Origin of the sequence: Chryseobacterium jejuense, from assembly GCF_900100075.1 — a bacterium.
Taxonomy (GTDB): Bacteria; Bacteroidota; Bacteroidia; order Flavobacteriales; family Weeksellaceae; genus Chryseobacterium; species Chryseobacterium jejuense.
Genome location: NZ_FNEG01000001.1, coordinates 42,981 through 67,049, shown reverse-complemented (window position 1 = coordinate 67,049; position 24,069 = coordinate 42,981). Strand labels below are relative to the sequence as shown.

The following is a 24,069-nucleotide window of genomic DNA, read 5'->3' as shown; positions in this document are numbered from 1 at the left end:
TTTAAAATTTCAATAGATCTTCATAAGGATTTTCAAGTCCCAGTAACATTCCGAAAGCCGGTTCTGTCTTTATTCCCTGTTTTTTAAGCTCTATTATTTTCTGTTTAAAATCTTCTCCTTTTTCCTGTAATATTTTGTGCTCAGCAATCATATGAAGATAAGCGTTCTGCTGAATGGTAGGCTTATTCTGTCCGAAAATTTCAATGGGAAACCCTTCGAGCATAAAATTTAATGTAATGCATTTTTCGTCATTTATAATGGGATATTCCACTCCTACATCATCAGGAATAAACTTGCTAAACATTAAATCGTCCAAAAAGTCCTCTTCAAACCTTAAATCCACCTCAAAAATAAGATCCAGGTCACTTCCATCTATATCAATTTCAATAGGGACAGTTCCTGCTAAAATGGGTGAATAATCTTTTAATTTTTCAAAAACACGATGCTTTGCAAGAAGTTCGTAAGCTTTTCTTTGTCTTTCGTTTCCATCTCTCAGATAATCAATTCTGGTGAAATCAGGCATTTAAAATATTTTATGTTTTACCTTTTTACGCTGTAAATCAATTCTCTGATCTAATTTTTCTCTGAATTCAATAAACTTAGGATCTTTGGCATCATTGGTTCTATGTTCCAATGCTCTCATAATCTTAAAATTTTCTTTAATAAATTCCTTTGTTGCTTCCGAAAAATAAGAGTCTCCAAACTTATCAAAAATATAATTAACAGCTTGAGTACTCGGATGAATCATATCTTCTTTATAGAAACGGTAATCCCTCAAATCATCCATCAAAACTTCATAAACAGGCAGATAATGACAATCTTCAAATAGAGAAATCGATTCGTGAATAGCTGTAATTAACTTGGATTTGCTCAACTGGTTTTCAACCATTCCATCTTTGGTATGCCTTACCGGAGAAACAGAAAATAAAATCTGAACTCCTTCTTTGCAGATATCTTTAAGCTCCAGAATAGTATTGTAAATGGAACCTGTAAGTTCCTGATGGGATAACAGCCTCTTCTCAAAGAACTTCTGTGGAATCTTATGGCAGTTAGCCACCAATTTTTGCTTCGGAAGGAATTCGTAGATGAAAGAGGATCCGTATGTAATGATGATCCAGTCTGCTTCCTGAAGAAAGGCATTTCCTGCTTCTATAGAGCCATTAATCTTGTCCAGCGTCTGATGAATATATCTTGTATCAAAGCTCGTATGATGATCTAATGAAAGGTATTCCTCATTATAGGTAATCAGCTCTTCTTCCAAGTAAAACTCCGAATCATGAAGTCTTTTTATGGCATTATTGATGGAAAAAGGGTTAAAAATTGTTCCAAAAGGATTATTAAGGGTCAGAAGCTGGCCATCTTTCAATAATTCAGTCATTTCAGAAGCAAAGCACGAACCTATTGAAAATATTCGATCTTCAATTTCTATCTTTTTCTCTGATTTTGGAATATCAACTTCTGTTCTGAACTTCATTGTATAGATGTTAGGTGGCAGGTAATAGGTGGCAGGCAATTCTGATACCTACTACCTATCATCTGCAACCATATTTAGCTTTCTCTTCTCAATAAATAATTGGCAAGCTCAATGAACGGCTTTTTCTTTTCGTCAGGAATATCAATTTTCTGAAGATAGCTCTGACCGATTTCGTTGTGCTTTTCGATCAAACGCAATGCTTTCTCGTCTACTTTTGTTCTTCTGAAGATCTTTTCAACTCCGTAGATTTTATCAATATTATCGGTCTTTTTAGAGTACCAGTAATCTAATTCTTTTCTTTCTTCATCTGTAGCATGTTCTCTTGCTAACAGGTAAAGAACTGTTTTCTTATTTTCGTAGATATCTCCGGCATGTTTTTTACCAAATTGCGCCTGGTCTCCAAATACATCAAGATAATCATCCATAATCTGGAATGCAATTCCGATGTGTTTTCCGAAGTTGAAAATCGCTTTGGCATCTTTAAAATCAGCTCTTGCAATTAGGGCTCCGATCTCAAAAGAAGAAGCACTTAATACTCCTGTTTTGTAAGTAATCATTCTGATATAATCATCAAAAGTTACATTCTCCTGAGTTTCGAAATTAATATCATACTGCTGTCCTTCACATAAAAGAAGTCCAGTATGGGTAAAGATTCTGATACAAGCCTTGAAAATTTCAGGTTCAAGATCTTCAAAGAATTTATATGCTTTAAGCATTAATCCGTCTCCTGAAAGAATTCCCACATTGATTCCGTGTAAAGTGTGGATCGTAGGTTTATTTCTTCTTAATGGAGCTTCATCCATAATATCATCATGGATCAGGGTAAAGTTATGGAAAAACTCGATAGCCAAAGCTGGTTTTATAGCCTGCTTCAGGTCTCCACCAAACAGATCACAAGCCATCAGAACCATAATGGGACGAAGACGCTTTCCACCATGGGAAATAATGTAATTCATCGGATCATATAACTCCGTAGGCTTATCTTTAAAAGTGTACTTATTGATGGCGTCCCCAACAATCTGCTGGTATCTGTCTAAAAATTCCATAAAATTTTATAATTTGAACAAAAATACGATTTTTCAGGGCTTTATAAAACAAAAAACTTTGTACAAATAGACAAAGTTTTGGTCATAAAAGAAACTAGCATACTTAACTGAGAGTATTTCTTTTACTTGAATTCATAATATAGCTTAAGTAAGTATTCAAGTTACTTATAGGCCTTTCCTCTACAATACCAATCATGCCTGATAATAGTATCTTTTTTATGAATAACAAGTTCCAAATTTCCCTCTCTCTTCATTATCGTATCTCCCGTTTCAACTTCGTTATAATCGACGATCCAATTATTATGCACCATAATATTAGATTTTTTATTTGTTATGGGATCATAACCTGTAATTTTGATCCATGAGTTATCTATATTTGATTCTCCAACAATCAAATTATATTCATCAGGATAGAAAGCTTGTTTCACATTATTGCAATCAGACTCCCCACATGCAGATACCAACATTAAAAAGCATAAAAAAACAAATATTTTCATAATTTAATCTAATTGAGGGTTATGCCAAAATTTCTTTTTAACCAACTTTCAGAAACAAAAAACTTTGCCCAAATGGACAAAGTTTATATGATAATTGTGATTTTTATCTTAAAAAAGAAAAGTTACAATAAGATAAGTGCTTGCTGCTACCAATGCTGAAATTGGAATGGTTAATACCCAAGCCCAAAGTAAGCTTACGGTAATTCCCCATCTTACAGCAGAAATCCTTTTCGTTAATCCTACCCCGATGATAGAACCTGTAATGGTGTGTGTTGTAGATACAGGAATACCAAAGTGGTCTGTGATGAATAAAGTAATAGCTCCTGCAGTTTCTGCACTTACTCCTTCTAATGAAGTTACTTTAGTGATCTTAGTTCCCATTGTTTTGATGATCTTCCAACCACCACTCATTGTTCCTAAGGCAATGGCAATAAATGAAACTAAAGGAACCCAAATATAATGCTGTGCAAAGTAATCAAAACGTTCTGCGGAAGGAATATTCAAATACTGTACATCCTGAAGCATATTAACGTGATAATAAATTACGGCAGCTCCAATAATACCCATTACTTTCTGAGCATCATTCAAACCGTGTCCTAAACTAAACAGTGCTGACGAAGCCAACTGTAATCTTTTGAAAGACTTATCTGCTTTGTGTGGATTTGATTTCTTATAAAGATGAACAATAATTAATGTAATAATGATGGAGATAATCATCCCTATGATCGGTGCCATGAAAATGAACAGGAAGATAGGAATTACTTTATCAAACTTCACCACACCTTGATGAGTTACCTGGCCGAAAGCTGCTTTAGTGGTCTCCCACACCCCAAGCTCCGGCTGTGCTGCAGCTACAGCATGATAATCCATCATGAAAGCATGCATAAGAGCAGCTCCTAAGAAACCTCCAATCAGCGTGTGTGATGATGAGGAAGGAATCCCAAACCACCACGTCAAAAGGTTCCAGGCAATGGCTGCTATAAGACCTGAAAATATAACCTCAAGAGTGATAAAATTCTCATTAACTGTTTTGGCAATTGTATTACCAATTTTGAATTCTCCAATAATATAAGCAGCAATAAAGAAAGCTGCAAAATTCCAAAGTGCTGCCCAAAGTACAGCCTGGAATGGAGTTAAAACTTTTGTAGATACGATAGTTGCAATCGAGTTGGCCGCATCATGGAAACCATTGATATAATCAAAGATTAGCGCCAACGCAATAATAACTACAAGTAAAATAGGAAATTCCATTTTTTGCTATGTATTGTTATCTTTTAGGCGTATTTAATCATGATGTTCTCAATTGTATTGGCAACATCTTCTGCTTTATCCGTTACGATTTCAAGATAGTTCAATACAGATGAAACTTTAATAATGTTGATAGCATCATTAGTTTCGAATAAATCTACCATTGAGTTAGAAAGCAAATCATCTGCAATATTTTCAATAGAGTTTACTTTAATACAAGCTTCTTTCACCTGCTCCATGTTCTTGAACCCTTTAAGGTTCTTCATTGCATTCTGAATTTCAAGACATGCTTTGTGAATCAATAGAGAGAAGTCTGAATAAGCTTTCATCTCAGGAGATTTGTATAAGAAGATATATTTTGTAGATGCGTAGATATAATCTGCGATATCATCTAATCCTGTTGCCAATGTGTGAATATCTTCACGGTCAAAAGGAGTAATGAAGTTTTTTCCTAGTTCTACGAAGATTTCGTGAGTAAGCTCGTCATTCTTATGTTCGTAATCACTCATTTTTTTCAACATTGAATCGTCATTAAGATCGAAATCCTTGATTCCAGCGTTGAATTCTTCAGACATTGCAACTAGGTTTTCTGTTACCTTCTCGAAAAGTACAAAGAAGATTTTATCTTTTGGTTGAAAAGCGTGGAAAATATTACCAATTCCCATTTTTTAGTATTTATAATTCGAGTGCAAATTTCTTAAAAAAGGACCGCCCATGAAACTATATAACATTAAGTTTTGTTAACATTCGCTTACCTCCTGATTACCAAATAAAAAAACCGACATTACTGCCGGTTTTATAGGGTATAAAAAAGAGATTAGTTAGCTACTTCAGCTCTCATATCTTTTCCTTTAAATTTCATCGATTGAATATTGCTCAAGACATTGTCTCTATACGATTTTTCAACTTCGAAGAAAGAGAATTTCTCTAAAATTTCGATATCACCGATTTCAGCTCTTTTCTTGCTCTTACCATCAGCAGTAGCCTTATTGATAATATCTAAAACATCAAGCTTCTTCAAGTGGTCTTTTTTACCAAGGTTGAAAAAGAATCTAACCATGTTTTCATCTTTTCTTCTTGGCTTTCCACCACGATCTCTGTCTCTACCGCGATCTCTGTCTCTGCTGTTGTCTCTGTCTCTTCCTCTATCTCTGTCTCTATCACGTCCACGGTCTCTTCTTGAGTAATCATCGTCTCTGTTGCTCAACTTCTGCTCAACAAGATCGTGTTTGTCTTTGTAATATAAAGCAAGATCCTTCAATTGGAACTGTAACAACTGGTGTACCAATTCTTCTTTTGTGAAGTTGCTAAGATCTGGGATTAAGCTATCATCAAATTCGAAAAGATCTTCGTGCTCCGTCAATAGTTTTTCGAAAACACCTCCAACCTGAGCCTTGATAATCTGGTCTCCTGTAGGAATGAATTTTTCGTTAATTTCAATTTTAGTAGCAGATTTAATTTGCTTCAGCTTTCTGCTTTCTTCAGGCTTAATTAAAGCCATAGAAATACCATCTTTACCAGCTCTACCTGTTCTTCCACTTCTGTGAACGAATACTTCAGGATCATCAGGTAAAGAGAAGTGAATAACGTGAGTCAGAGAGTTTACATCTAGTCCTCTTGCCGCAACGTCTGTTGCTACAAGGATATCGATGTTTTTCAATCTGAATTTCTTCATTACCGTATCTCTCTGCGCCTGAGAAAGATCTCCGTGAAGAGCATCAGCCGCATAACCGTTCTGCATTAAGAAATCTGCAACCTCCTGAGTTTCCATTCTTGTTCTACAGAAAATAATGGAATACTGGTTAGGGTTAGCATCAATTAATCTTTTTAATGCTTCTTTTTTCTGACGGTATCCTACCACATAATATTCGTGAGTAATGTTCTTCTTCACTTCGTTGATAGAACCTACTGAAATACGGTGTGGCTTTGTAAGATAGTTTTTGGAAATTCTTTCCACTTCTTTATTCATCGTAGCCGAGAATAAGAAAGTTTGTTTAGTTTCCGGAGTTTCTCTTAGAATGGTTTCCAATTCGTCTTTGAATCCCATTGAAAGCATTTCATCAGCTTCGTCTAATACTAACCAATGAATAGCAGAAAAATCTAATGCTTTTCTGTTGATAAGATCAATTACTCTACCTGGAGTTCCCACAATAATTTGTGGTTTATCCTTCAATGATCTCATTTGCTCTACAATACTACTTCCACCATAAACCGCAGTAGTTTTGATGCTCATGTATTTAGAGTAATTCTTTATGTCCTTCGAAATCTGAAGACATAATTCCCGTGTCGGACAAAGCACCAATAATTGGATTTTGCGACTCGTATCGTCAATCATATCCAAAATCGGAAGCGAAAACGCTGCTGTTTTGCCTGTCCCTGTCTGCGCAAGTGCGATCAAGTCGCGAATATCTGAAAGAATAAAAGGGATAGTCTGTTTTTGGATTTCTGTTGGGCTTTCGTAGCCCAGTTCGCCAATTGCCTTAAGGATATCAGGACTTAAATTGGTTTCCGTAAATAAATTCATTAACTATTTTAAAATTTTTGCAAAGATACAATAAATATTTGACTTGTTTTTGAATAAAGTTTTAAATATGCAATCTTAAATTCAGAATCTTTTAATACTTTTTTAATATTTGAAAAAATAAATCCAAAAAAACAAGCTTTAAGTTAAAAAATTGTTAACCAATGCTTTTTTTTATTAAATTGGATTGATTTTTTCTTTATTATTTATGAATTTTCAAAAACAAAACTATGAAACGCAGATTTTTCTTTTTGATATTCTCATTGATAACGCTTGAAATATTTGCTCAAACACCCAATTATCCCACCCAATGGACCCTTGATAATTGTATTGAATATGCAAAGGAAAATAATATTTCTATCAACTCATTAAGGCTTTCAAAAAATTCAGCTCAACAGGATCTGCTTCAAGCTAAAGAGGCAAAATACCCCAACCTCAGCGGAACTGTTTCACAAGGTCTTTTTGCCTTAAACGGCAATAACGGACTTCATGCAACCGGTGTACAATCCCAAAATATTGGTGCCAACTCTTCCATGACGCTTTACCATGCCAATTATATTAACAACAATGAGGCTTCAAAAAACTTACTTGTTCAAATGGCTGACTTATCTGTACAGGAATCTGAAAACAACATCACCCTAAGCATTACACAAGCTTATCTAAGCATCCTGATGAATCAGGAAAATATTGTTTCCCTGGAAAATGTTTTAAAAACAACCCAAACCCAGTTAAAGCAAGGCGATCAACTCTATAAAGCCGGAAGTCTTTCCAAACTCAATTATCTTCAGATTCAGTCACAGGTTGCCCAGGATCAATATAATTTAACCTCAACGCAGAATAACCTACGGACCAATATTGTTAATTTAAAACAAATCCTGCAACTTCCCAGCAATTATGATTTTCAGATTGTAAAACCGGACAGCATTATTGTAGACAACCAACTAAAATCCCTTCAGGAGGTTCAAAATCTGGCACAAAACCAACGTCCGGAGGTCAAATATGGAGAATTGAGTGTAGAAAACTCCAACACCAATCTTAAAATGGCCCAGGCATCTATTCAGCCAACTTTAAGCGTAACAGGAAATATTTCAACCAATTATTCTAACGGAAATGGAAATTATTTTAATCAGCTAGGAAACAATTTTTATATGCCTATCGGATTAAGCCTAGGAATCCCGATCTACAACAACAGGATTTACAAAACCCAGATTGAAAAATCAAAAATTGCTATAGAACAAGCCAATCTTGATCTTCAAAATACAAGAACCGTTCTCAATCAACAGATCGAACAGTCTTATATCAATCTACAGAATGCTTTAGCCCAGTACGATTCCGCATCTAAACAGATGGACATCAGCAAACAGAGCTATGACATCGTGAATGCCCAAATGAAAATAGGCAGCATTGATTATGTACAGCTACAACAACAACGGTTGGTTTACATTCAGGTTATTCAAAATTATCTGCAGGCTAAGTACACTGCAGTTCTCAATAAACAGATTTATGAATTTTATGCAGGTAACCCTATAAATCTAAAGTAAATTATGAAAACAAAGACTAAAAAATGGTTGTATTGGGTTGTGGGCGGCATCATTGCAATAGGTGCAGTCTGGTTTTTCTTCATAAGAGAAAAAGAAATAAAAATCCAACTGGAAACAGTAAAACCTGAAATGGGCGAAATTTCAAATTCCATTACCGCTACGGGGACCATTCAGCCTGTAGATACGGTTGCAGTGGGTACCCAGGTATCGGGAATCATTAAAAATATTTATGTAGATTTTAATTCTACGGTGAAAAAAGGACAGCTTTTGGCTACTTTAGATCCGGATCTTCTTCAGTTTCAGTCTGAACAATATAAAGCTAATCTTCAAAATGCTAAAAGCAATCTTGCTTATAATGAAATCAACATTAACCGGCAGTCACAGCTTTATAAAGTAGGCGCCATCAGCAAAGCAGATTTTGACATTGCAAACAATCAATACAATATGGCAAAAGCGCAGGTAGGTACTGTAACAGCTCAGCTTTCTACCGCCAACAAAAACCTTTCACTAACTAATATTTATTCGCCAATAGATGGTACGGTTCTTAACAGGAATGTAAGCGAAGGACAAACTGTAGCTTCAAGTTTTAGCACACCTACGTTATTCAGTATCGCCAAGGATCTGACAAAGATGAGGGTTCGTGCTTCGGTAGATGAAGCTGATATCGGAAATGTAAAAGTGGGGCAAAAAGCTACCTTTACTGTAGATGCTTTTCCAGATGAAACCTTTAATGGCGAAGTTGCTGAAGTCCGGCTCCACCCTACCGTTTCATCCAATGTTGTTAACTATACCACCATCATTGATGCTGACAATTCAGGTTTAAAACTGAAGCCAGGAATGACAGCAAATATTACAATCTACACTCAGGTTTTGGATCATGTGATGAAAATACCAGCGGCGGCAACCACTTTCAGACCTGACAGCCTCATTATTCAGAAATATAAGGTGAATTCTCCTTTTATCAATGGTAAAAAGCATGAGAAAGGACAATGGAAAAAACAGGGTGGAAAAACCTCAGATAAAAAAAATGAAGCCGGAGTCTGGGTCATAGCCAAAGACAGCACCATATCCCGTAAAAAGATCAAAACAGGAATGGATAGCGATACTGAAATACAGGTGGTTTCCGGATTGGATAAAAACGATAATATCATCACCGGTTATAAGCTTTTATCTAAAAAATCATCAGGTGGACAAGCAAAAAGCCCTTTCATGCCTCAAAGAAGAGGTGGTGGAAACAATAAAGGCGGTAATGGCGGCGGACCAAGACAGTAAAAACAAAAAAAAAAACAGCTTAATCCAGCAATTACTAATTTTAAAACAAAAGTCATGGCAGAAAAAATTCTTGACATTATGGATCTGAAAAGAGAGTTCAGAATGGGTGAAGAGATTGTTCACGCCTTGAAAGGAGTTACTTTTTCTGTAGAAAGAGGCGAATTCGTGACTATCATGGGAAGCAGCGGTTCGGGAAAATCCACTTTACTCAATGTTCTGGGCTGCCTGGACAAACCTTCCAGCGGCGATTATATTCTGGATGGAGTAAACGTTAAAAATCTTGACCGTGATGAACTGGCTCTGCTAAGGAATCAAAAAATAGGCTTCGTATTTCAAGCCTACAATCTGCTTCCCAGAACCACTGCCAGGGAAAATGTAGAACTCCCTCTTCTTTATAATCCTAAAGTTTCAACAGAGGAACGGCACAAAAGATCATTAGAAGCATTAACTGCTGTAAAATTAGAAAGTAGAGTTGATCATCTTCCGAATCAAATGTCCGGTGGACAGCAGCAAAGAGTGGCTATTGCCCGAGCTTTAGTGAATGAACCGGTAATGATTCTTGCGGATGAAGCAACAGGGAATCTTGATACCAGAACTTCCTATGAAATCATGGCATTGATGCAGGATCTACATAAACAGGGACGTACCATCGTATTTGTAACCCATGAACCTGACATTGCCGCATTCAGCAGCAGAACAGTAACATTGAGGGATGGAAAGGTGATTAAGGATATTAAAAATGACAATATAAAGTCAGCCAAAGAGGCTTTAAACAATCTTCCTGTCAATGATGACTATCAATAGTTAAACTAAAAATCCATTGTAATGAACCTCTCAAATCTCTTCAGAATTGCCTGGAAAGCTCTTTTAAGAAATAAGCTTCGAGCATTTTTAACAATGCTTGGAATTATTATCGGCGTTGCTTCAGTAATCGCCATGACAGCTATTGGTGAGGGTTCTAAGAAAAGTATCAGCGACCAGCTTTCTTCAATGGGTTCCAATATGATTACCATTCGGCCTTCAAGCAATGTGAATGTTTCAGGAGGAGCAAGAATAGGTGCTTCCGGACTTCAGACTCTAAAACCACAGGATGCTGATGCAATTTCCAAAGGGGCCCCGGATGTTTCTTACGTTTCTCCAGCTGTACAAACCAATGGACAATCTATCAATGGTCCTAACAACTGGCCTACTCAGTTGCAGGGTGTAAATGAAGAGTATTTTCAGATCAGAGATTGGAATATTGCCAATGGTAATCTTTTCACAAAGAAAGACGTCACTTCTTCCAATAAAGTTTGTCTATTAGGACAAACAGTCTACACCAATTTATTTCCTAACGGAGAAGATCCTATTGGAAGCATTATCAGATTTAATAAGGTTCCCATGAAGATTATTGGAGTGCTTGCACCAAAAGGCTCCAATGCATTCGGACAGGATCAGGATGATGTAATCATTGCCCCTTTTAATACCGTTCAGCGAAGATTCTTGGGAATCACCTATGTTCAGACCATTTATGCTGCTTCTACCAATGAAAGCACTTCACAACAGGCTACAGATCAGGTTTCGGAAATTTTAAGAAAACAACATAAGCTTCCCGTTGATGGAAGCAATGATGATTTCAGTGTAAGAACCCAGGCGGAACTTATATCTACAATGAGTTCTACCAGCCAGCTTCTGACTGTATTACTTTCTGCCATTGCCGGAATTTCACTTATTGTAGGCGGAATTGGAATTATGAATATTATGTATGTTTCTGTAACAGAGAGAACCAAGGAAATTGGCTTAAGGATGTCTATTGGAGCCAGAGGAAAAGATATTTTGTATCAGTTTTTAATTGAAGCTGTTCTCATTAGTATTACCGGAGGAATTCTCGGAGTTATTTTAGGCATTCTTACTTCAGAACTGGTCACTTTCTTTCTATCATGGCCTACTTTCATTACAGAATCTTCTATTATCATTTCTTTCATTGTATGTGCTGTTACCGGAGTGTTCTTCGGGTACTACCCTGCTTTAAAAGCATCAAAACTCGATCCTATTGAAGCATTGAGATATGAATAGTTTTATGTAAATTTGGATAACGTTGCGGGGGGATAAGCAACGAATAAAATCAATTAATACCAGCACAATATGTCAGCAAACATTTCTTCCAAAACTTTTGATTTTCTAAAGAAATTAGATAAAAACAACAACCGTGAATGGTTTAATGAGAATAAGAACCTCTATACAGCATCTCAGGGAAATGTTATTGAGTTTTTAGATGATCTTATCAGGGAAATGTCAGATTTTGATGAAGATCTTGCTAAAATTGACAGTAAAAAAGCATTATTTAGAATTTACCGTGACACCAGATTTTCAAAGGATAAATCCCCTTATAAAACCAATTTCGGGGCTTCTCTGGGAATGGGAAAAGGAAATCAAAAAGGCGGATATTATCTTCATATGGAACCTGGTAAATCTTTTCTAGCTGGGGGAATTTATATGCCTGAGTCTTCAGTATTAAAAGAAGTTCGAAAAGAAATCTCCCTATATGGCGAGGATTTCCTTGCAACACTAAACCATAAAGATTTCAAAAAGCATTTCCCAGAACTTGACCAGGATGATCAACTGAAAAAGGTTCCTCAGGGCTTTGATAAGGAAGATCCCATGGCTGAATATTTAAAGCTTAAAAACTTTATTGTAGTCTACTCTTTAAAAGATGAAGAGATTCTGGATAAAAATGCAGTGAAGAATATGAGCAAAATCTTTAAACTGATGAAGCCGTTTAATGATTTTCTGAATACACCTTTTCAGGATTAGATATTGAGGACTTTTCATTATTTTAACCACACATGAGACAGATCTATGGTTAATGTCTTTATCAAACATTTTAAAATCCTTTATAATTCAAGAATAATTCATCTATAAGACGTTTCTGTGACAAATTTAAAATTCATTAAAATTCAGCCCCTTACAAAACACCCCGCAAATACTATCAACTGAAAATCAATTTATTATATTTAACATTTTTTAAGAAAAGTTTTACTTTTTTGCTTATCTTTGCTGTTCGTCAAAAAGCTAAGGATGTCTTTATACCAAAAAATTGCAGAAAAACTACAATATATAAGTCCGGATTTTTATAAGAAAAGATATTTTAAGACCTTAAACAATCTTAATAAAAATAATTTTTCGGAACGCAATGTAGAACCGGAACTGGTATGGATCAAAGAATACCTTCCAAAAAGTGCTGTAATACTAGACATTGGTGCCAATGTAGGAACGTTCCTGTATCAATTGGAAAATAAGCTGGACCACGAGCATATCTATGCTTTTGAACCTAACAAAAGGCTTTACACCAGACTGAAAAGACTGTTCCCCAGCATGAGGGTACTTCCTTTGGCTCTTTCTGATGAAAATACAATTGCGGAATTCAAAGTTCCCATTATCAACGGAAAAACCATCGCTTCCCGTGGAACCTTAAACACTGCTTACAAAGAAAAAGGCGAAGAGAAAAGCTATACCGAGAAAGTAAAGGTTATCAAACTGGACGAATGGGCTGCCCTAGAGCACTTCAACAGGCTGGATTTTATAAAAATAGATGTTGAAGGCAATGAAATAAAAACTCTTTCGGGAGCTAAAGAAACCATCAGACAGTTTATGCCTACCTTAATGGTTGAGATGGAACAAAGGCATCACCAAACACCCATATGGAATGAAATCGCTGAAGTGCAAAGCTGGGGATATGAGGTAAAGTACCTGAACAGGAACAGCTTCACCCTGGAAACTCTTACAGAGGATATTCTTCTACAAAATATAAACGACGAAAAAAATAAAACTCAGTACATCAACAATATTATTTTTATACCTAAAAACCCTTAAAACAACTTTATGAGCGTAGTAGCGAGACAAGGCTTCAAATATTCTATTATTGGTTATATTGGGTTTTTGCTGGGCACAGTTTCTGCAATTTTTATCTTTCCAAATGATTTTGAATTTTATGGAAAACTCCGCTACAGTATGCAGACTGCAGAAATGCTTGTTCCTTTTGTTGTTTTTGGAATTTCCTATGCTAATGTAAAGTTTTTTCATTCTCTACAGAAAGATGGTAAAAATCAGAACATGCTTTCCCTATCGCTGGTTACTGTCTTGATTAACTTTCTTGTATTTTCCGTTATATTTTTTGTTCTTCCCTACTTTTACCCCAAGTTCATTCGTTCGGAAGCCTGGAAAATTAAAGAAATCATCTTACCCCTTATTTTAGTTTTATCGCTTTGTGCTATTTTCAATAAATACACCTCCAATTATAAAAGAATTGTTGTTTCTAATATCTTTGATAATCTATTTCCTAAAATAGCTAATTTAGGGGCATTCTGTCTGTTCTTTTATTTTTCTATGTCCCAGAATATTGCATTGGCATTTTTCTTCGGAATATTTGCACTGATGCTTTTCGGGTATATTTATTACACCAATAAGCTTGAGAAAATTCATTTTGATATCAGTACAGATTATTTTAAGAAAGATAATTTCTGGAAGGAGTTTTTAAACTATAGCTTTTTCGGGTTCCTAGGAACATTCGGGAATTATTTAGCCATCAACAGCTTTATGATCGGAGAATTCATGGGAATGGAAGAAAATGGTATTTATTCTGTACTGTACGCTCTTATTTCACTAATCTCTATTCCACAATTGGGCTTATTCAATATTTCAGCTCCTATTATCAGCAAACATCTTGCTGATGGCGATATGGAAGGGCTGGACAAGTTTCATAAAAAGACCTCATTAACGTTATATTTTCTGGGAGCAGTGTTGTTCTCCTGCATTATGGTCGGATTTCCTTACCTGACTCAGTTTATGCCTAAAAACGGGGTAATGCTTAGAGAATACGAACCGGTTGTATGGATCTGGGGATCTGCGGTTTTAATTGATCTTGCCACAGGATTCAACGGAAATATCATCTCACTTTCAAAGTATTACAGATTCAACATTCTGGTAATGCTTTTATTGGCGGGATTAACAATTGGACTGAATTTTTATTTCATTAAGAATACAGATCTGAAGCTTATCGGGATTGCTTTATCTACCGCAATTTCTCTTACCATCTATAATGTTGTTAAGATCTTATTCAACTACATTCTTTTCAAAGTTTCACCATTAACAATTGAGATGATCTTCATTTCAATCATCTGTACTTTAGCGATTACGGTAGCGATTGTTCTGCCTAATTTTGACAGCAATTTCATCAATCTGATCTACAAACCTGCTGTAGTGCTTATATTGATCTACATCGGAAATTATTTTACAAAGATTTTCCCGATAGAAGACTATCTGAATGCAAAGTTTATTAAGAGTATTTTTAAGTTCAAATAGGACTTAGGAAGTTAAAGATAGTAGAACTTTTTAACTGGCAATAAAACCATTTAATAGCTGTTTTAATCTTTTTTGAACCTCTTCCCTGCTATAACTTTTTTGAAAATCGAAATGGGTATTGCTAAGTTCACTGAGCTGTTCGAAGATATTATCTTTTTCGGGCAAAATGAAATTCAGTGCTGATGGGTAATTCTTTGGAAAAACAGCTAGTTTTCCAAAAGCGATGGAGTCTCCCAAATTTCCTGTCATCTTGGTTTTCCCATATATTTCTTTTATACTGAAAAATTCTGTTTCCTGTTGAATAGGGCACCAAAGCACATCTGCTTTCTGCATCCACTTTTCAAAATCATTTACAGAAACTCTATCTGAAAAATAGGTCACAGAAATATTTTTCAGTAAGTTTGAAGATAATTGTTCAATCTGTTTTAATTCTTTATCCTTAGCTTTTCCAAGGAAAATAAATTCACATTTTCGATCAGTATTTATCTTCTGAATGGTTTTAAAGATATGATTATAATCTCTCCTCTTCTGCGAAACACCGCCAGGAATAACAATCATCAGACTTTCATTCTCAGATGGAACAAAGTTTTTAGTATAAAAAAGAGGTAGAAACTGATGTCTTTCAGAAACCAAAGCCTCATCCAGTACCACCAGGGATTTTGATGTTTGATACACCTTACCAGCATATAACAATCCTTCTTTCCACCACAATTTTAACCTGTAAATAATATCACCTTTGAAGACGCTTTGTATCAAATCAAACTTTGAAGCTCTGGTAAAATTAAGATTATGAGTAATAACGCTAGTATTATATTTCTTCGTTATCGCTAAAAATGTATTGAAATAACGGTGAACAGTTCCGAGAATGATTAAATCATATTCCTTAGTCTTTAGCTGATCTAAAATCATAGAACTATCAGAAAGAAAAACATTTGATCCAGCTGCAATGACCTGATCCTTAATTCTTTTGGAAAAATAATAATCTACACTGAAATGTTGAGATCCTTCCATGATATTCATGAAAGCCTGCGCTATTTCTGCGTGGGTATCTATTTCTATGTAAGCTATTTTTTTCACTGACTGACTGGGGTTATTATTTAGGTTTTGGCTAAAGCCGGTTGAATGTTCACTTTTTCGTTAAATGGGCTAAAGCCCATTCCTATTGATGTTTATTTGGTTTTACATCATTACATTTTCAGCCATTTTTTCTTCAACATTTTCCAACGTTGGTCATTGACAGCTTTCTGTTCTTCTGTTGAAATTTTAAGCTCCAGTTTTTTAGACTTACAGTCTTCGTAGCACTTCACAATATCAAAGAAAAATGATGGTGATTTACTTTTCATCGCTTCTTTTGAAGCTGCAATATAAGCCAGGAATCTGCTTAGTCCTAAAAAATAAAAATAGCGGCCGTAGTAATCAGCTGGTCTTATGGTATAATCCGCTCCTTTTACTTTAATAAGTTTTACATGAAGTTCAGGCAGGACAATTTCTTTCCAGCCTAGATGCCCCAACAAAATAGAATCTATATTATCCCAGCCTAATGTTTCCCTTAGCCCTCCCATCTGAACAAAACATTCTTTCCGGTAAGCTTTCATAGGTCCTCTCACATGATGTTTATTGGAATTTCCTTCATACACCCAATTCCCTTCTTTTTCTACATAGAGTAAACCGCCTACCAATCCGTATTCAGAATGATTGATAAAAGCTTTTTCTACGCATTCCAGATAATTTTCAGGAAGAATAATATCGGCATCAAATTTACAGATGACATCAAATTCGTCTACGGATTGTGTCTGCAAGCCATTTTTAAAGGCATGAACCACCTTTGAACCTGGTTGATGTTCTGATTTCTGAAGATTAATGGTTTCAAAACGGGAATCAGTCTCTGTATATTTCCTGATAACGTCAGGAGTATTGTCTGTGGAGCCGTCATTAACGACTACCACTTTAAAATCCTTACTACTTTGCTGCTGTAAAGAATCCAGAGTGAATGAGAGGTTCTGCTCTTCGTTGTGGGCAGGAATGATAATTAAAAACCTCACGGAGTATTTTATAAGTGATGAATAAATAAGTGATAAATGATGAAACACCACTTATCACTTATTGTTTTATTTTATTTGTTGTGTGGCTTCAGCATGTTTTTCGGATCAAGGATTTCATCCAGTTTTTCCTGAGAAAGAATCCCTTTCTCTAAAACAAGGTTGTAAACACTTTTTCCTGTTTCTAAAGCTTCTTTTGCAATCTCGGTAGACTGTTTGTAACCGATATAAGGATTCAGTGCCGTTACAATTCCAATGCTGTGTTTTACCATATTCAGACATATTTCTTTGTTGGCAGTAATTCCCACTACGCACTTATCACGAAGGGTATCCAATGCATTACAAAGGAAATTGATATTTTCCATGATCGCATGAGAAAGCACCGGCTCCATTACGTTAAGCTGTAGCTGTCCTGCTTCCGCTGCAAAGGTTACCGTTAAATCATTTCCGAATACTTTAAAGCAAACCTGGTTTACCACTTCCGGAATAACAGGATTTACTTTACCCGGCATAATAGATGATCCCGGCTGCATTGGCGGAAGGTTGATTTCAAAAAGTCCCGCTCTCGGTCCTGATGAAAGCAATCTTAAATCGTTACAGATTTTTGATAATTTTACCGCAAGGCGCTTCGTAGCTGAAGAATAGATTACATAAGATCCCGTATCCGGTGTAGCTTCTACTAAATCGGGTGCTGAAACAATTGGGAATCCTGTAATCTGAGCTAAATTTTTAGCACAAAGGGTTGCATATCCAACCGGAGCATTTAATCCTGTTCCGATGGCAGTTGCTCCCATATTTACTTCTACAAAAAGGCTTGCATTATTGTTCAGCTTGGAAATATCTTCTTCCAACGTAGCAGCATATGCCTCAAATTCCTGACCTAAAGTCATAGGAACAGCATCCTGAAGCTGTGTACGTCCCATTTTGATAACATCCTGGAACTCCTGCCCCTTTGTACGGAAAGCCGCTATGATTTTCTCCAGTCTTTCTACCAAACCGATATTCATCTGTAGCAGTCCCATTTTGATGGCTGTAGGATAAGCATCGTTCGTTGATTGTGAAAGGTTGATATGGTCGTTAGGTGAACAGAATTCGTATTCTCCTTTGTTTTTTCCTAATTTCTCCAATACGATATTAGCAATCACTTCATTCGCATTCATGTTGATTGAAGTTCCTGCTCCTCCCTGGATCATATCTACCGGAAACTGCTCGTGATATTTTCCTGCTACAATCTCATCACATGCTTCTGCGATCTTGAAATATAGGCTTTCATCAAGAAGTCCTAATTCATAATTGGTTTTTGCGGCAGCTTTTTTTACAAAAGCCAGTCCTTTGATAAAATCCGGATATGAAGACAAAAGCTGTCCTGAGATTTTGAAGTTATTGATCGCTCTTTGCGTCTGTACCCCATAATAAGCATCTAAAGGCACGTTTAATTCGCCTAATAGATCACTTTCTTTTCTGAAATTTTCCATTACAGATATTTTACTGTTTTTGATCGTTTAAAGATAGCAAAAACGCATCGATCCGATGCGTTTTAATTTGAATTATTTTCCTGAATATTTTAGGTTTAAAGCTTGCAGTATTGCCCATGTTTCAGCATCCATAATTCCGTCATAGTTTTGTGGACGGAAATGATACTGGAAGGCTTCAATAGTCTTCTTAGTGGCATCATCCCATTTTCCGCTAAGTTCTATCCCATACCCAAATTTCTGTAATGCTGTTTGAATAGAAAATATAAATGTTGAATCATTATATTTTACTGTAAAGTCTTCCTCTGCAAGACTCTGATAATTTGCCTTCATTGTCTCATCATACCACATTCCTATCTGGTATTCATCATACAATTTTTTCCATGGGAACATTGGTCCCGGATCCTGTTTTCTTGTAGGCGCTATATCAGCATGACCAATAACATTGGTTGCCGGAATCTGATATCTTGTAACAATATCTTTTGCCAACGCCGCTACTTTTCTCACCTGAGCATCACTAAAAGGAACAAAAATTCTTTTGCCTGAAGCATCAGTTGTAAAACCAGGATTTACAATTTCAATTCCTATAGAAGTATCATTAATATTCTTATCAGCTCTCCATGAACTTACTCCGGCATGATATGCTCTCTTATTTTCATCTACCAACTGATAGATTTCATTATCTCCTGTATTGTTTACCAGATAATGAGCACTTACTCCCGGCTGGGTAAGAACAGTAATAGACTTGTCATCAGGAAGCACAGTATAATGCATTATCAGATAACGCTGTCTGAAGTTCTGTGCCATGGCAGGGAAATAAGTTTTTACTACTTTATATCCTGCAGGTTTTGCAGATACAATAGAACCATAACTTGCCGTATTATCATTTTTGGTTGGGTCTGCTATATTAGTAGTAAAAAAGTCTACTCCATGATCGCTTACAACTTTTGGTTTTGGAGTTTCCGGAGTCTGGGTCTTTACGGCTGTTTTCGGCTGTGCCACGGGGGTTTTCGGTTGGTACGTATTTTTTTTCACATTTTTTTGAGAAGTACATGAAAAAACTATAGTGCTTAATCCGATGATATAGAATGTTTTACGCATCAGTTTGGTTTTTTATCAAATTATTACCTCAAAAATACACAAAAATTTCTTGAATTTTATTTGGTAAATAAAGAAATCTATTCTATATTTGCACTCGCAATAACGGAACAACGATCATTAAAAAATAAACAAAAAGGAGGGTTGCCAGAGTGGTTAATGGAGCAGTTTGCTAAACTGTCGACGCGAAAGTGTCGCAAGGGTTCGAATCCCTTACCCTCCGCACTCTATATATTTCGGGGCGTAGCGTAGTCCGGTCATCGCGCCTGGTTTGGGACCAGGAGGTCGCAGGTTCGAATCCTGCCGCCCCGACTGTTTTAGTAATTTTCTCAAAATTACAAATGGGTGCGTAGCTCAGCTGGATAGAGCATCTGCCTTCTAAGCAGACGGTCAAAGGTTCGAATCCTTTCGCGCTCACAAAACCTTCATCATTTTATGGTGAAGGTTTTTTGTTTTATATTAGTTTCATGTGCTATTGTTATATTCTTTATTCCGAATCCCTTGACAAATATTATATTGGTCATTCTTGTGAGAGCTTACAAGAAAGATTAAGAAAACATCTTTCAAATCATAAAGGCTTTACATCAAAAGCCAAAGACTGGATTATTATTTATTTTGAAAACTTTAATTCTAAAATTGAAGCTTACAAAAGGGAACGCGAGATAAAAGCCTGGAAAAGCAAGTCTAAAATTCAAAAACTTATTGGTGAGATCAACCAGATAGAGCATCCCGATTTGTAATCGGGACAGTCAAAGGTTCGAATCCTTTCGCGCTCACAAAACCTTCATCATCTTATGGTGAAGGTTTTTTGTTTTATATTAATTTCATGTGCTATTGTTATATTCTTTATTCCGAGTCCCTTGACAAATATTATATTGGTCATTCTTGTGAAAGATTACAAGAAAGATTAAGAAAACATCTTTCAAATCATAAAGGCTTTACATCAAAAGCCAAAGACTGGATTATTATTTATTCTGAAAACTTTAATTCTAAAATTGAAGCTTATAAAAGGGAACGCGAGATAAAAGCCTGGAAAAGCAAGTCTAAAATTCAAAAACTTATTGGTGAGATCAACCAGATAGAGCATCCCGATTTGTAATCGGGACAGTCAAAGGTTCGAATCCTTTCGCGCTCACAAAACCTTCATCATTTTATGGTGAAGGTTTTTTGTTTTATATCACAATCATTTTATTATTTAAGACTTACAATTACTAAGGATAGAGCATCCCGATTTTATAATCGGAACGGTCAAAGGTTCGAATCATCTCGCACTCATAATTATCTTAATTTTCTACATTTAAACAAATCAAGATAAAGCCGTCTGCCTTCTAAGCGAATGACTGAAATATCGATATTTCTATATTAACAAAAAAATCAATTTCTAATCTCTATCCATCTCAATTTTCATTCAAAATTTACTACAAATAAAAAATTCACATTTAAAGGACAAAATATTTTCTATATTTGAACTACTAATATAAAAACAACTACCATGAAAACATTCAAAAAACAACACAGCGCTCTTAGGAGAAATGAAATGAAAACGATTTTAGGAGGAATCAGACCACCTGTATGCGATCCGACCAATTGTAATAATTCATGCATGGCTCTAGGCTTTGAACGAGGAGTTTGCGACGCTACGAATTTATGTTCATGCGGCCCTTTCAACTAATATTTGAAATAACTGAAAGAAATAAAAAAGCCTTACAATTTATATTGTGAGGCTTTCTGTTTATTTCAATCCCAAACAGGGCTATAAAACTTTTGTTTGACTATTCTTTATCTATGTCAGGGAATAGCTTTCTTCACCAAGCTATAATTTTCATTAACATCATTCTTTCTTATCATATATCCGTCACTTAGTTCTAGAACCCAGCCATCACCTGATATTTTTTTGCCTTCTATTTCAATAGGATTAGATACTGAAATCTTATCCCAGTCCGGACTCATTAATGCTCCTTTTTCAACGGTTAGAATTCCCCATTTATCTGTCACTCTAATATTGGGATAGACGGTTCCTTTATCTTCAATTGGTATAATATTCCTTGGATCAAAAGAGACATTCATTTTCTCAAATTTTATTTCAAAATGAGGTTTTTCAATAAATCTGGATTTATATTCCGCAATAAGAGTTTTTATTTTTTTTTCTCTTTTTGCCTCTTCCTCAATTATTACCAAACCATTGTAATCATCAGCTAAACTTTTAACTGCAGCATTCAAATCAACAGGGATCTTAGTATTAAATGCTTTAATAAAATAATTAGACAGATCTGTTTTGGGTGTAATTTTCTTATTCCAGCTTTTATCTTTGTTATACAGCAGACATCCATAAACCGGAATAGTATGATAAGCAAATGAACGTACAAAGGTAGGATTATGAAAAAAGTCATCAATTCCACTGATTAAAGATGATATCGTTTGCTCTTTATTTCTACCACTCACGATGACTCCTGTAAATTCTGCAATTCCTTCATTGAGTTCCAAAAGATTTTCGTTTGAATCAGAACCATTATAAAGACTATGCCTGTATTTTCTGAAAGTAAGTGCATTGGCAAGATGTTTCTTTACTTCTTTTTCGGAAACAGCCTTTAAAGCCTTTTTTAAACCTTCAAGTTCTAAACGAAGATAAATCCTCCCCTCTTTTTGGTCCAGCTGGTTGTTTTCAGTATTGTTCAATTCAAAACCTAATGAGGGCTGCATACGATGAAAAGACTCATGGGCAAGTAAACCAATTCTGTCATATTTATTTTTAGGAAGTGGAAGCATCATCATTGCCCATCTTTTTCCGTTCCAATTCACTGCAGTATTGGCAATGTTAATTTTGTCGGGTAAGACTCCTGTATACATATTTCCATCTGCTTTTAAAACACCATTTTCGTCAGACTCATTTGCAAAAATCGCTCTTGTCTTTGGGTCAATTAAAAGTATTGGGCCATAGAGATCTTTATTCCAAAGGTCAATATTCTTCTCAGCCTCTGTTTTAAACTCATTATAAAAAATCGAAACACTGTCTACGGAAATTGTATTCTTTTGCCCAACTAGATATTGTCCGAACAGAGTAAACAATATTATGAAAGTAAAAGTCTGCTTCATAGTTAGTTTTTTCAGTTACACAGACTATCTTTTATGAAGTTTATTATAAGTGTCTGTATCACAAATATAATAAATTACGATTCTTGTTTTACTTCGGTTATTTTATAAACAAAAAAAAACCTTAGAAATTAGTCTAAGGCTCTTTATTATTCTACATATCTTTTCTGGTTTTTACTTGAATTGCAGATGCTTGATTTTTCTTATTTTTCGATTGTTCCCGTTTCATTTTTCTGTAGTCCCAAGGGGCAACTGCATGAACATCCTGCCAAAGGCCGATCTTATTCTGTTGGGCTTTTTCCTGAAGCTTCCCTAAAGAATCATCTTTGGAATAAGAAAAGTACCACCACCCCATTCCGGCTTTGATAACTTCTTTGGAAAGGTATTTATCGTTATCATAATAAATCTTGGCAATAGAACGTCCGTAACGGTCTGTACTGGTTTCTTTAAATTTAACGGTTTTTCCAAATATCTGCGAAGAGGTGAATTGTTTGGCATTTTTCCCGAAAGCCTGACCACTTTCCGGGCAATCTACTTCTGCCAATCTGAGTTTCTTTTGTGTATTGCCTTTTAAAAGTACGGTAACAGTATCTCCATCTGATACTTTGATTACTTTTCCGCTTGTTTGTGAAAATAGAATTGCCGGGAAAAGCAAGCTCATCAACATTAATCGTTTCATGCGGCAAATATAGGGATTATAAGGAAAGAACTGAGACTCTATTAAGAATCTAAATTAAGATTTGATTGAAGCTAAGAGGCTTTTTCAGCAAAATTTAAACCCCTCGTTATTGAGGGGGTTTTGGTTTATTTATCATATGATAAAATCATGCGGGAGAGGAGAAACTAAAACCAATTAGACATCTCTTAATTTTTTATAAATTTAAAATCCGGAAATCCATAAAAAATTGTTTAAAGTAAACCTTCCCACTATAAAATCATCAGGATAATTTTTAAATCCAATTTTCTTTTTACAATTATCAACAGCATCATTTGCCTGAAGTTCATCTAAAAAAACACCAATAATCCTCTCATCATCTAAAAAAGTATTGATAGTATAAGTATGGCTAACTTGAAAAACATATTGTAAATTCAATTCTTTTATTGATTTACTACCCTCACTAATTACATCTTCTTTATTTAAATAATCCCGTCCAATTTCTCCCACAACACTATTAAAGCCATTTTGCCAATGAATTTTATTTAATTCATATTTTCTAATAGTAAGCCCATCCGGATAAGTTCCAAATCCAGGTAGGGTTAATGCTCTTTCTTTTGCTTTTTCGAGCATTTCTATATCGTCAAAATATCCCAAAAACTTAGAATCAGTGTGAGTTTCATCGGTGTAAGTATGCTCAAGTGCATAGACAAAATAATTCATTATGTTTATTTTTTTGGAAAGGTTTCAATTAAAAAATTCAATTATGTAAGTGA

The 24,069-nt window shown here is 35.4% G+C and carries 23 protein-coding genes and 3 tRNA genes; 12 read left to right on the top strand and 14 right to left on the bottom strand.

Annotated elements, in window-relative coordinates:
• Position 1: 1 nt before the first annotated feature.
• The 7 genes from BLS98_RS00300 to BLS98_RS00270 all read right to left on the bottom strand — a co-directional run bounded on the left by BLS98_RS00300 (position 2) and on the right by BLS98_RS00270 (position 6,789).
• Positions 2–523 (bottom strand): DUF4269 domain-containing protein, encoded by a 522-nt coding sequence (locus BLS98_RS00300; RefSeq protein WP_089732481.1) that lies wholly within the window; start codon positions 521–523, stop codon positions 2–4.
• The gene (locus tag BLS98_RS00295) at positions 524–1,474 is read right to left on the bottom strand and encodes a GSCFA domain-containing protein (protein ID WP_089732479.1); all 951 of its coding nucleotides are present in this window, start codon (positions 1,472–1,474) and stop codon (positions 524–526) included. It abuts the gene before it with no gap.
• 74 nt (positions 1,475–1,548) lie between these two features.
• Positions 1,549–2,520, bottom strand: a complete 972-nt coding sequence (locus BLS98_RS00290) for a polyprenyl synthetase family protein (protein ID WP_089732476.1) — start codon at positions 2,518–2,520, stop codon at positions 1,549–1,551.
• Positions 2,521–2,681: 161 nt separating this feature from the next.
• A complete protein-coding gene (locus BLS98_RS00285; protein ID WP_139166046.1) occupies positions 2,682–3,017 on the bottom strand; it encodes a hypothetical protein in 336 nt (111 codons plus the stop codon).
• Between the two features lie 108 nt (positions 3,018–3,125).
• A complete protein-coding gene (locus BLS98_RS00280) occupies positions 3,126–4,268 on the bottom strand; it encodes an inorganic phosphate transporter (RefSeq protein ID WP_089732473.1) in 1,143 nt (380 codons plus the stop codon).
• 23 nt (positions 4,269–4,291) lie between these two features.
• A complete protein-coding gene (locus BLS98_RS00275; RefSeq protein ID WP_045494045.1) occupies positions 4,292–4,930 on the bottom strand; it encodes a DUF47 domain-containing protein in 639 nt (212 codons plus the stop codon).
• A 152-nt stretch (positions 4,931–5,082) separates the two neighbouring features.
• Complete coding sequence (locus tag BLS98_RS00270) at positions 5,083–6,789, bottom strand: DEAD/DEAH box helicase (RefSeq protein WP_089732471.1); 1,707 nt, start codon at positions 6,787–6,789, stop codon at positions 5,083–5,085.
• Between the two features lie 227 nt (positions 6,790–7,016).
• Here BLS98_RS00270 and BLS98_RS00265 point away from each other — a divergent pair, with 227 nt between their 5' ends.
• From BLS98_RS00265 to BLS98_RS00235, 7 genes are all read left to right on the top strand, one after another.
• The gene (locus BLS98_RS00265; protein WP_089732469.1) at positions 7,017–8,327 is read left to right on the top strand and encodes a TolC family protein; all 1,311 of its coding nucleotides are present in this window, start codon (positions 7,017–7,019) and stop codon (positions 8,325–8,327) included.
• Between the two features lie 3 nt (positions 8,328–8,330).
• Positions 8,331–9,599 carry an efflux RND transporter periplasmic adaptor subunit gene (locus tag BLS98_RS00260; protein WP_089732467.1) on the top strand — a complete coding sequence of 423 codons (1,269 nt, stop codon included), beginning with the start codon at positions 8,331–8,333 and terminating at the stop codon, positions 9,597–9,599.
• 54 nt (positions 9,600–9,653) lie between these two features.
• Complete coding sequence (locus BLS98_RS00255) at positions 9,654–10,403, top strand: ABC transporter ATP-binding protein (RefSeq protein ID WP_089732465.1); 750 nt, start codon at positions 9,654–9,656, stop codon at positions 10,401–10,403.
• A 21-nt stretch (positions 10,404–10,424) separates the two neighbouring features.
• Positions 10,425–11,654, top strand: coding sequence for an ABC transporter permease (locus tag BLS98_RS00250; protein WP_089732463.1), 1,230 nt, complete (start codon positions 10,425–10,427; stop codon positions 11,652–11,654).
• A gap of 69 nt (positions 11,655–11,723) precedes the next feature.
• Positions 11,724–12,392 (top strand): DUF2461 domain-containing protein, encoded by a 669-nt coding sequence (locus tag BLS98_RS00245; protein ID WP_089732461.1) that lies wholly within the window; start codon positions 11,724–11,726, stop codon positions 12,390–12,392.
• Between the two features lie 264 nt (positions 12,393–12,656).
• Complete coding sequence (locus BLS98_RS00240; protein ID WP_089732459.1) at positions 12,657–13,451, top strand: FkbM family methyltransferase; 795 nt, start codon at positions 12,657–12,659, stop codon at positions 13,449–13,451.
• Positions 13,452–13,460: 9 nt separating this feature from the next.
• Entirely contained in the window at positions 13,461–14,939 is a 1,479-nt protein-coding gene (locus tag BLS98_RS00235; RefSeq protein ID WP_089732457.1) for a lipopolysaccharide biosynthesis protein, read from the top strand.
• Between the two features lie 30 nt (positions 14,940–14,969).
• On the opposite strand, the gene BLS98_RS00230 is transcribed toward BLS98_RS00235, so the two are convergent.
• The 4 genes from BLS98_RS00230 to BLS98_RS00215 form a co-directional block, all read right to left on the bottom strand.
• The gene (locus tag BLS98_RS00230; protein ID WP_089732455.1) at positions 14,970–16,016 is read right to left on the bottom strand and encodes a hypothetical protein; all 1,047 of its coding nucleotides are present in this window, start codon (positions 16,014–16,016) and stop codon (positions 14,970–14,972) included.
• Between the two features lie 110 nt (positions 16,017–16,126).
• Complete coding sequence (locus BLS98_RS00225; protein WP_089732454.1) at positions 16,127–16,981, bottom strand: glycosyltransferase family 2 protein; 855 nt, start codon at positions 16,979–16,981, stop codon at positions 16,127–16,129.
• 71 nt (positions 16,982–17,052) lie between these two features.
• A complete protein-coding gene (aspA, locus tag BLS98_RS00220; RefSeq protein WP_089732452.1) occupies positions 17,053–18,453 on the bottom strand; it encodes an aspartate ammonia-lyase in 1,401 nt (466 codons plus the stop codon).
• A 72-nt stretch (positions 18,454–18,525) separates the two neighbouring features.
• The gene (locus tag BLS98_RS00215; protein ID WP_089732450.1) at positions 18,526–19,551 is read right to left on the bottom strand and encodes an N-acetylmuramoyl-L-alanine amidase; all 1,026 of its coding nucleotides are present in this window, start codon (positions 19,549–19,551) and stop codon (positions 18,526–18,528) included.
• A 135-nt stretch (positions 19,552–19,686) separates the two neighbouring features.
• Between BLS98_RS00215 and BLS98_RS00210 the strand changes: the two genes are divergently transcribed.
• From BLS98_RS00210 to BLS98_RS00185, 5 genes are all read left to right on the top strand, one after another.
• Positions 19,687–19,771, top strand: a tRNA-Ser gene (locus BLS98_RS00210).
• Positions 19,772–19,785: 14 nt separating this feature from the next.
• Positions 19,786–19,860, top strand: a tRNA-Pro gene (locus BLS98_RS00205).
• A gap of 31 nt (positions 19,861–19,891) precedes the next feature.
• Positions 19,892–19,965, top strand: a tRNA-Arg gene (locus tag BLS98_RS00200).
• Between the two features lie 50 nt (positions 19,966–20,015).
• Positions 20,016–20,288: a GIY-YIG nuclease family protein gene (locus tag BLS98_RS00195; protein WP_089732448.1), complete on the top strand. Its 273-nt coding sequence runs from the start codon at positions 20,016–20,018 to the stop codon at positions 20,286–20,288.
• 86 nt (positions 20,289–20,374) lie between these two features.
• Complete coding sequence (locus tag BLS98_RS00185; RefSeq protein ID WP_089732446.1) at positions 20,375–20,647, top strand: GIY-YIG nuclease family protein; 273 nt, start codon at positions 20,375–20,377, stop codon at positions 20,645–20,647.
• Positions 20,648–21,336: 689 nt separating this feature from the next.
• On the opposite strand, the gene BLS98_RS00175 is transcribed toward BLS98_RS00185, so the two are convergent.
• From BLS98_RS00175 to BLS98_RS00165, 3 genes are all read right to left on the bottom strand, one after another.
• A complete protein-coding gene (locus BLS98_RS00175; RefSeq protein WP_089732444.1) occupies positions 21,337–22,641 on the bottom strand; it encodes a hypothetical protein in 1,305 nt (434 codons plus the stop codon).
• Between the two features lie 151 nt (positions 22,642–22,792).
• Positions 22,793–23,317 (bottom strand): thermonuclease family protein, encoded by a 525-nt coding sequence (locus BLS98_RS00170; protein WP_089732441.1) that lies wholly within the window; start codon positions 23,315–23,317, stop codon positions 22,793–22,795.
• A gap of 201 nt (positions 23,318–23,518) precedes the next feature.
• Positions 23,519–24,016, bottom strand: coding sequence for a hypothetical protein (locus BLS98_RS00165; RefSeq protein ID WP_089732439.1), 498 nt, complete (start codon positions 24,014–24,016; stop codon positions 23,519–23,521).
• Between the last annotated feature and the right edge of the window lie 53 nt (positions 24,017–24,069).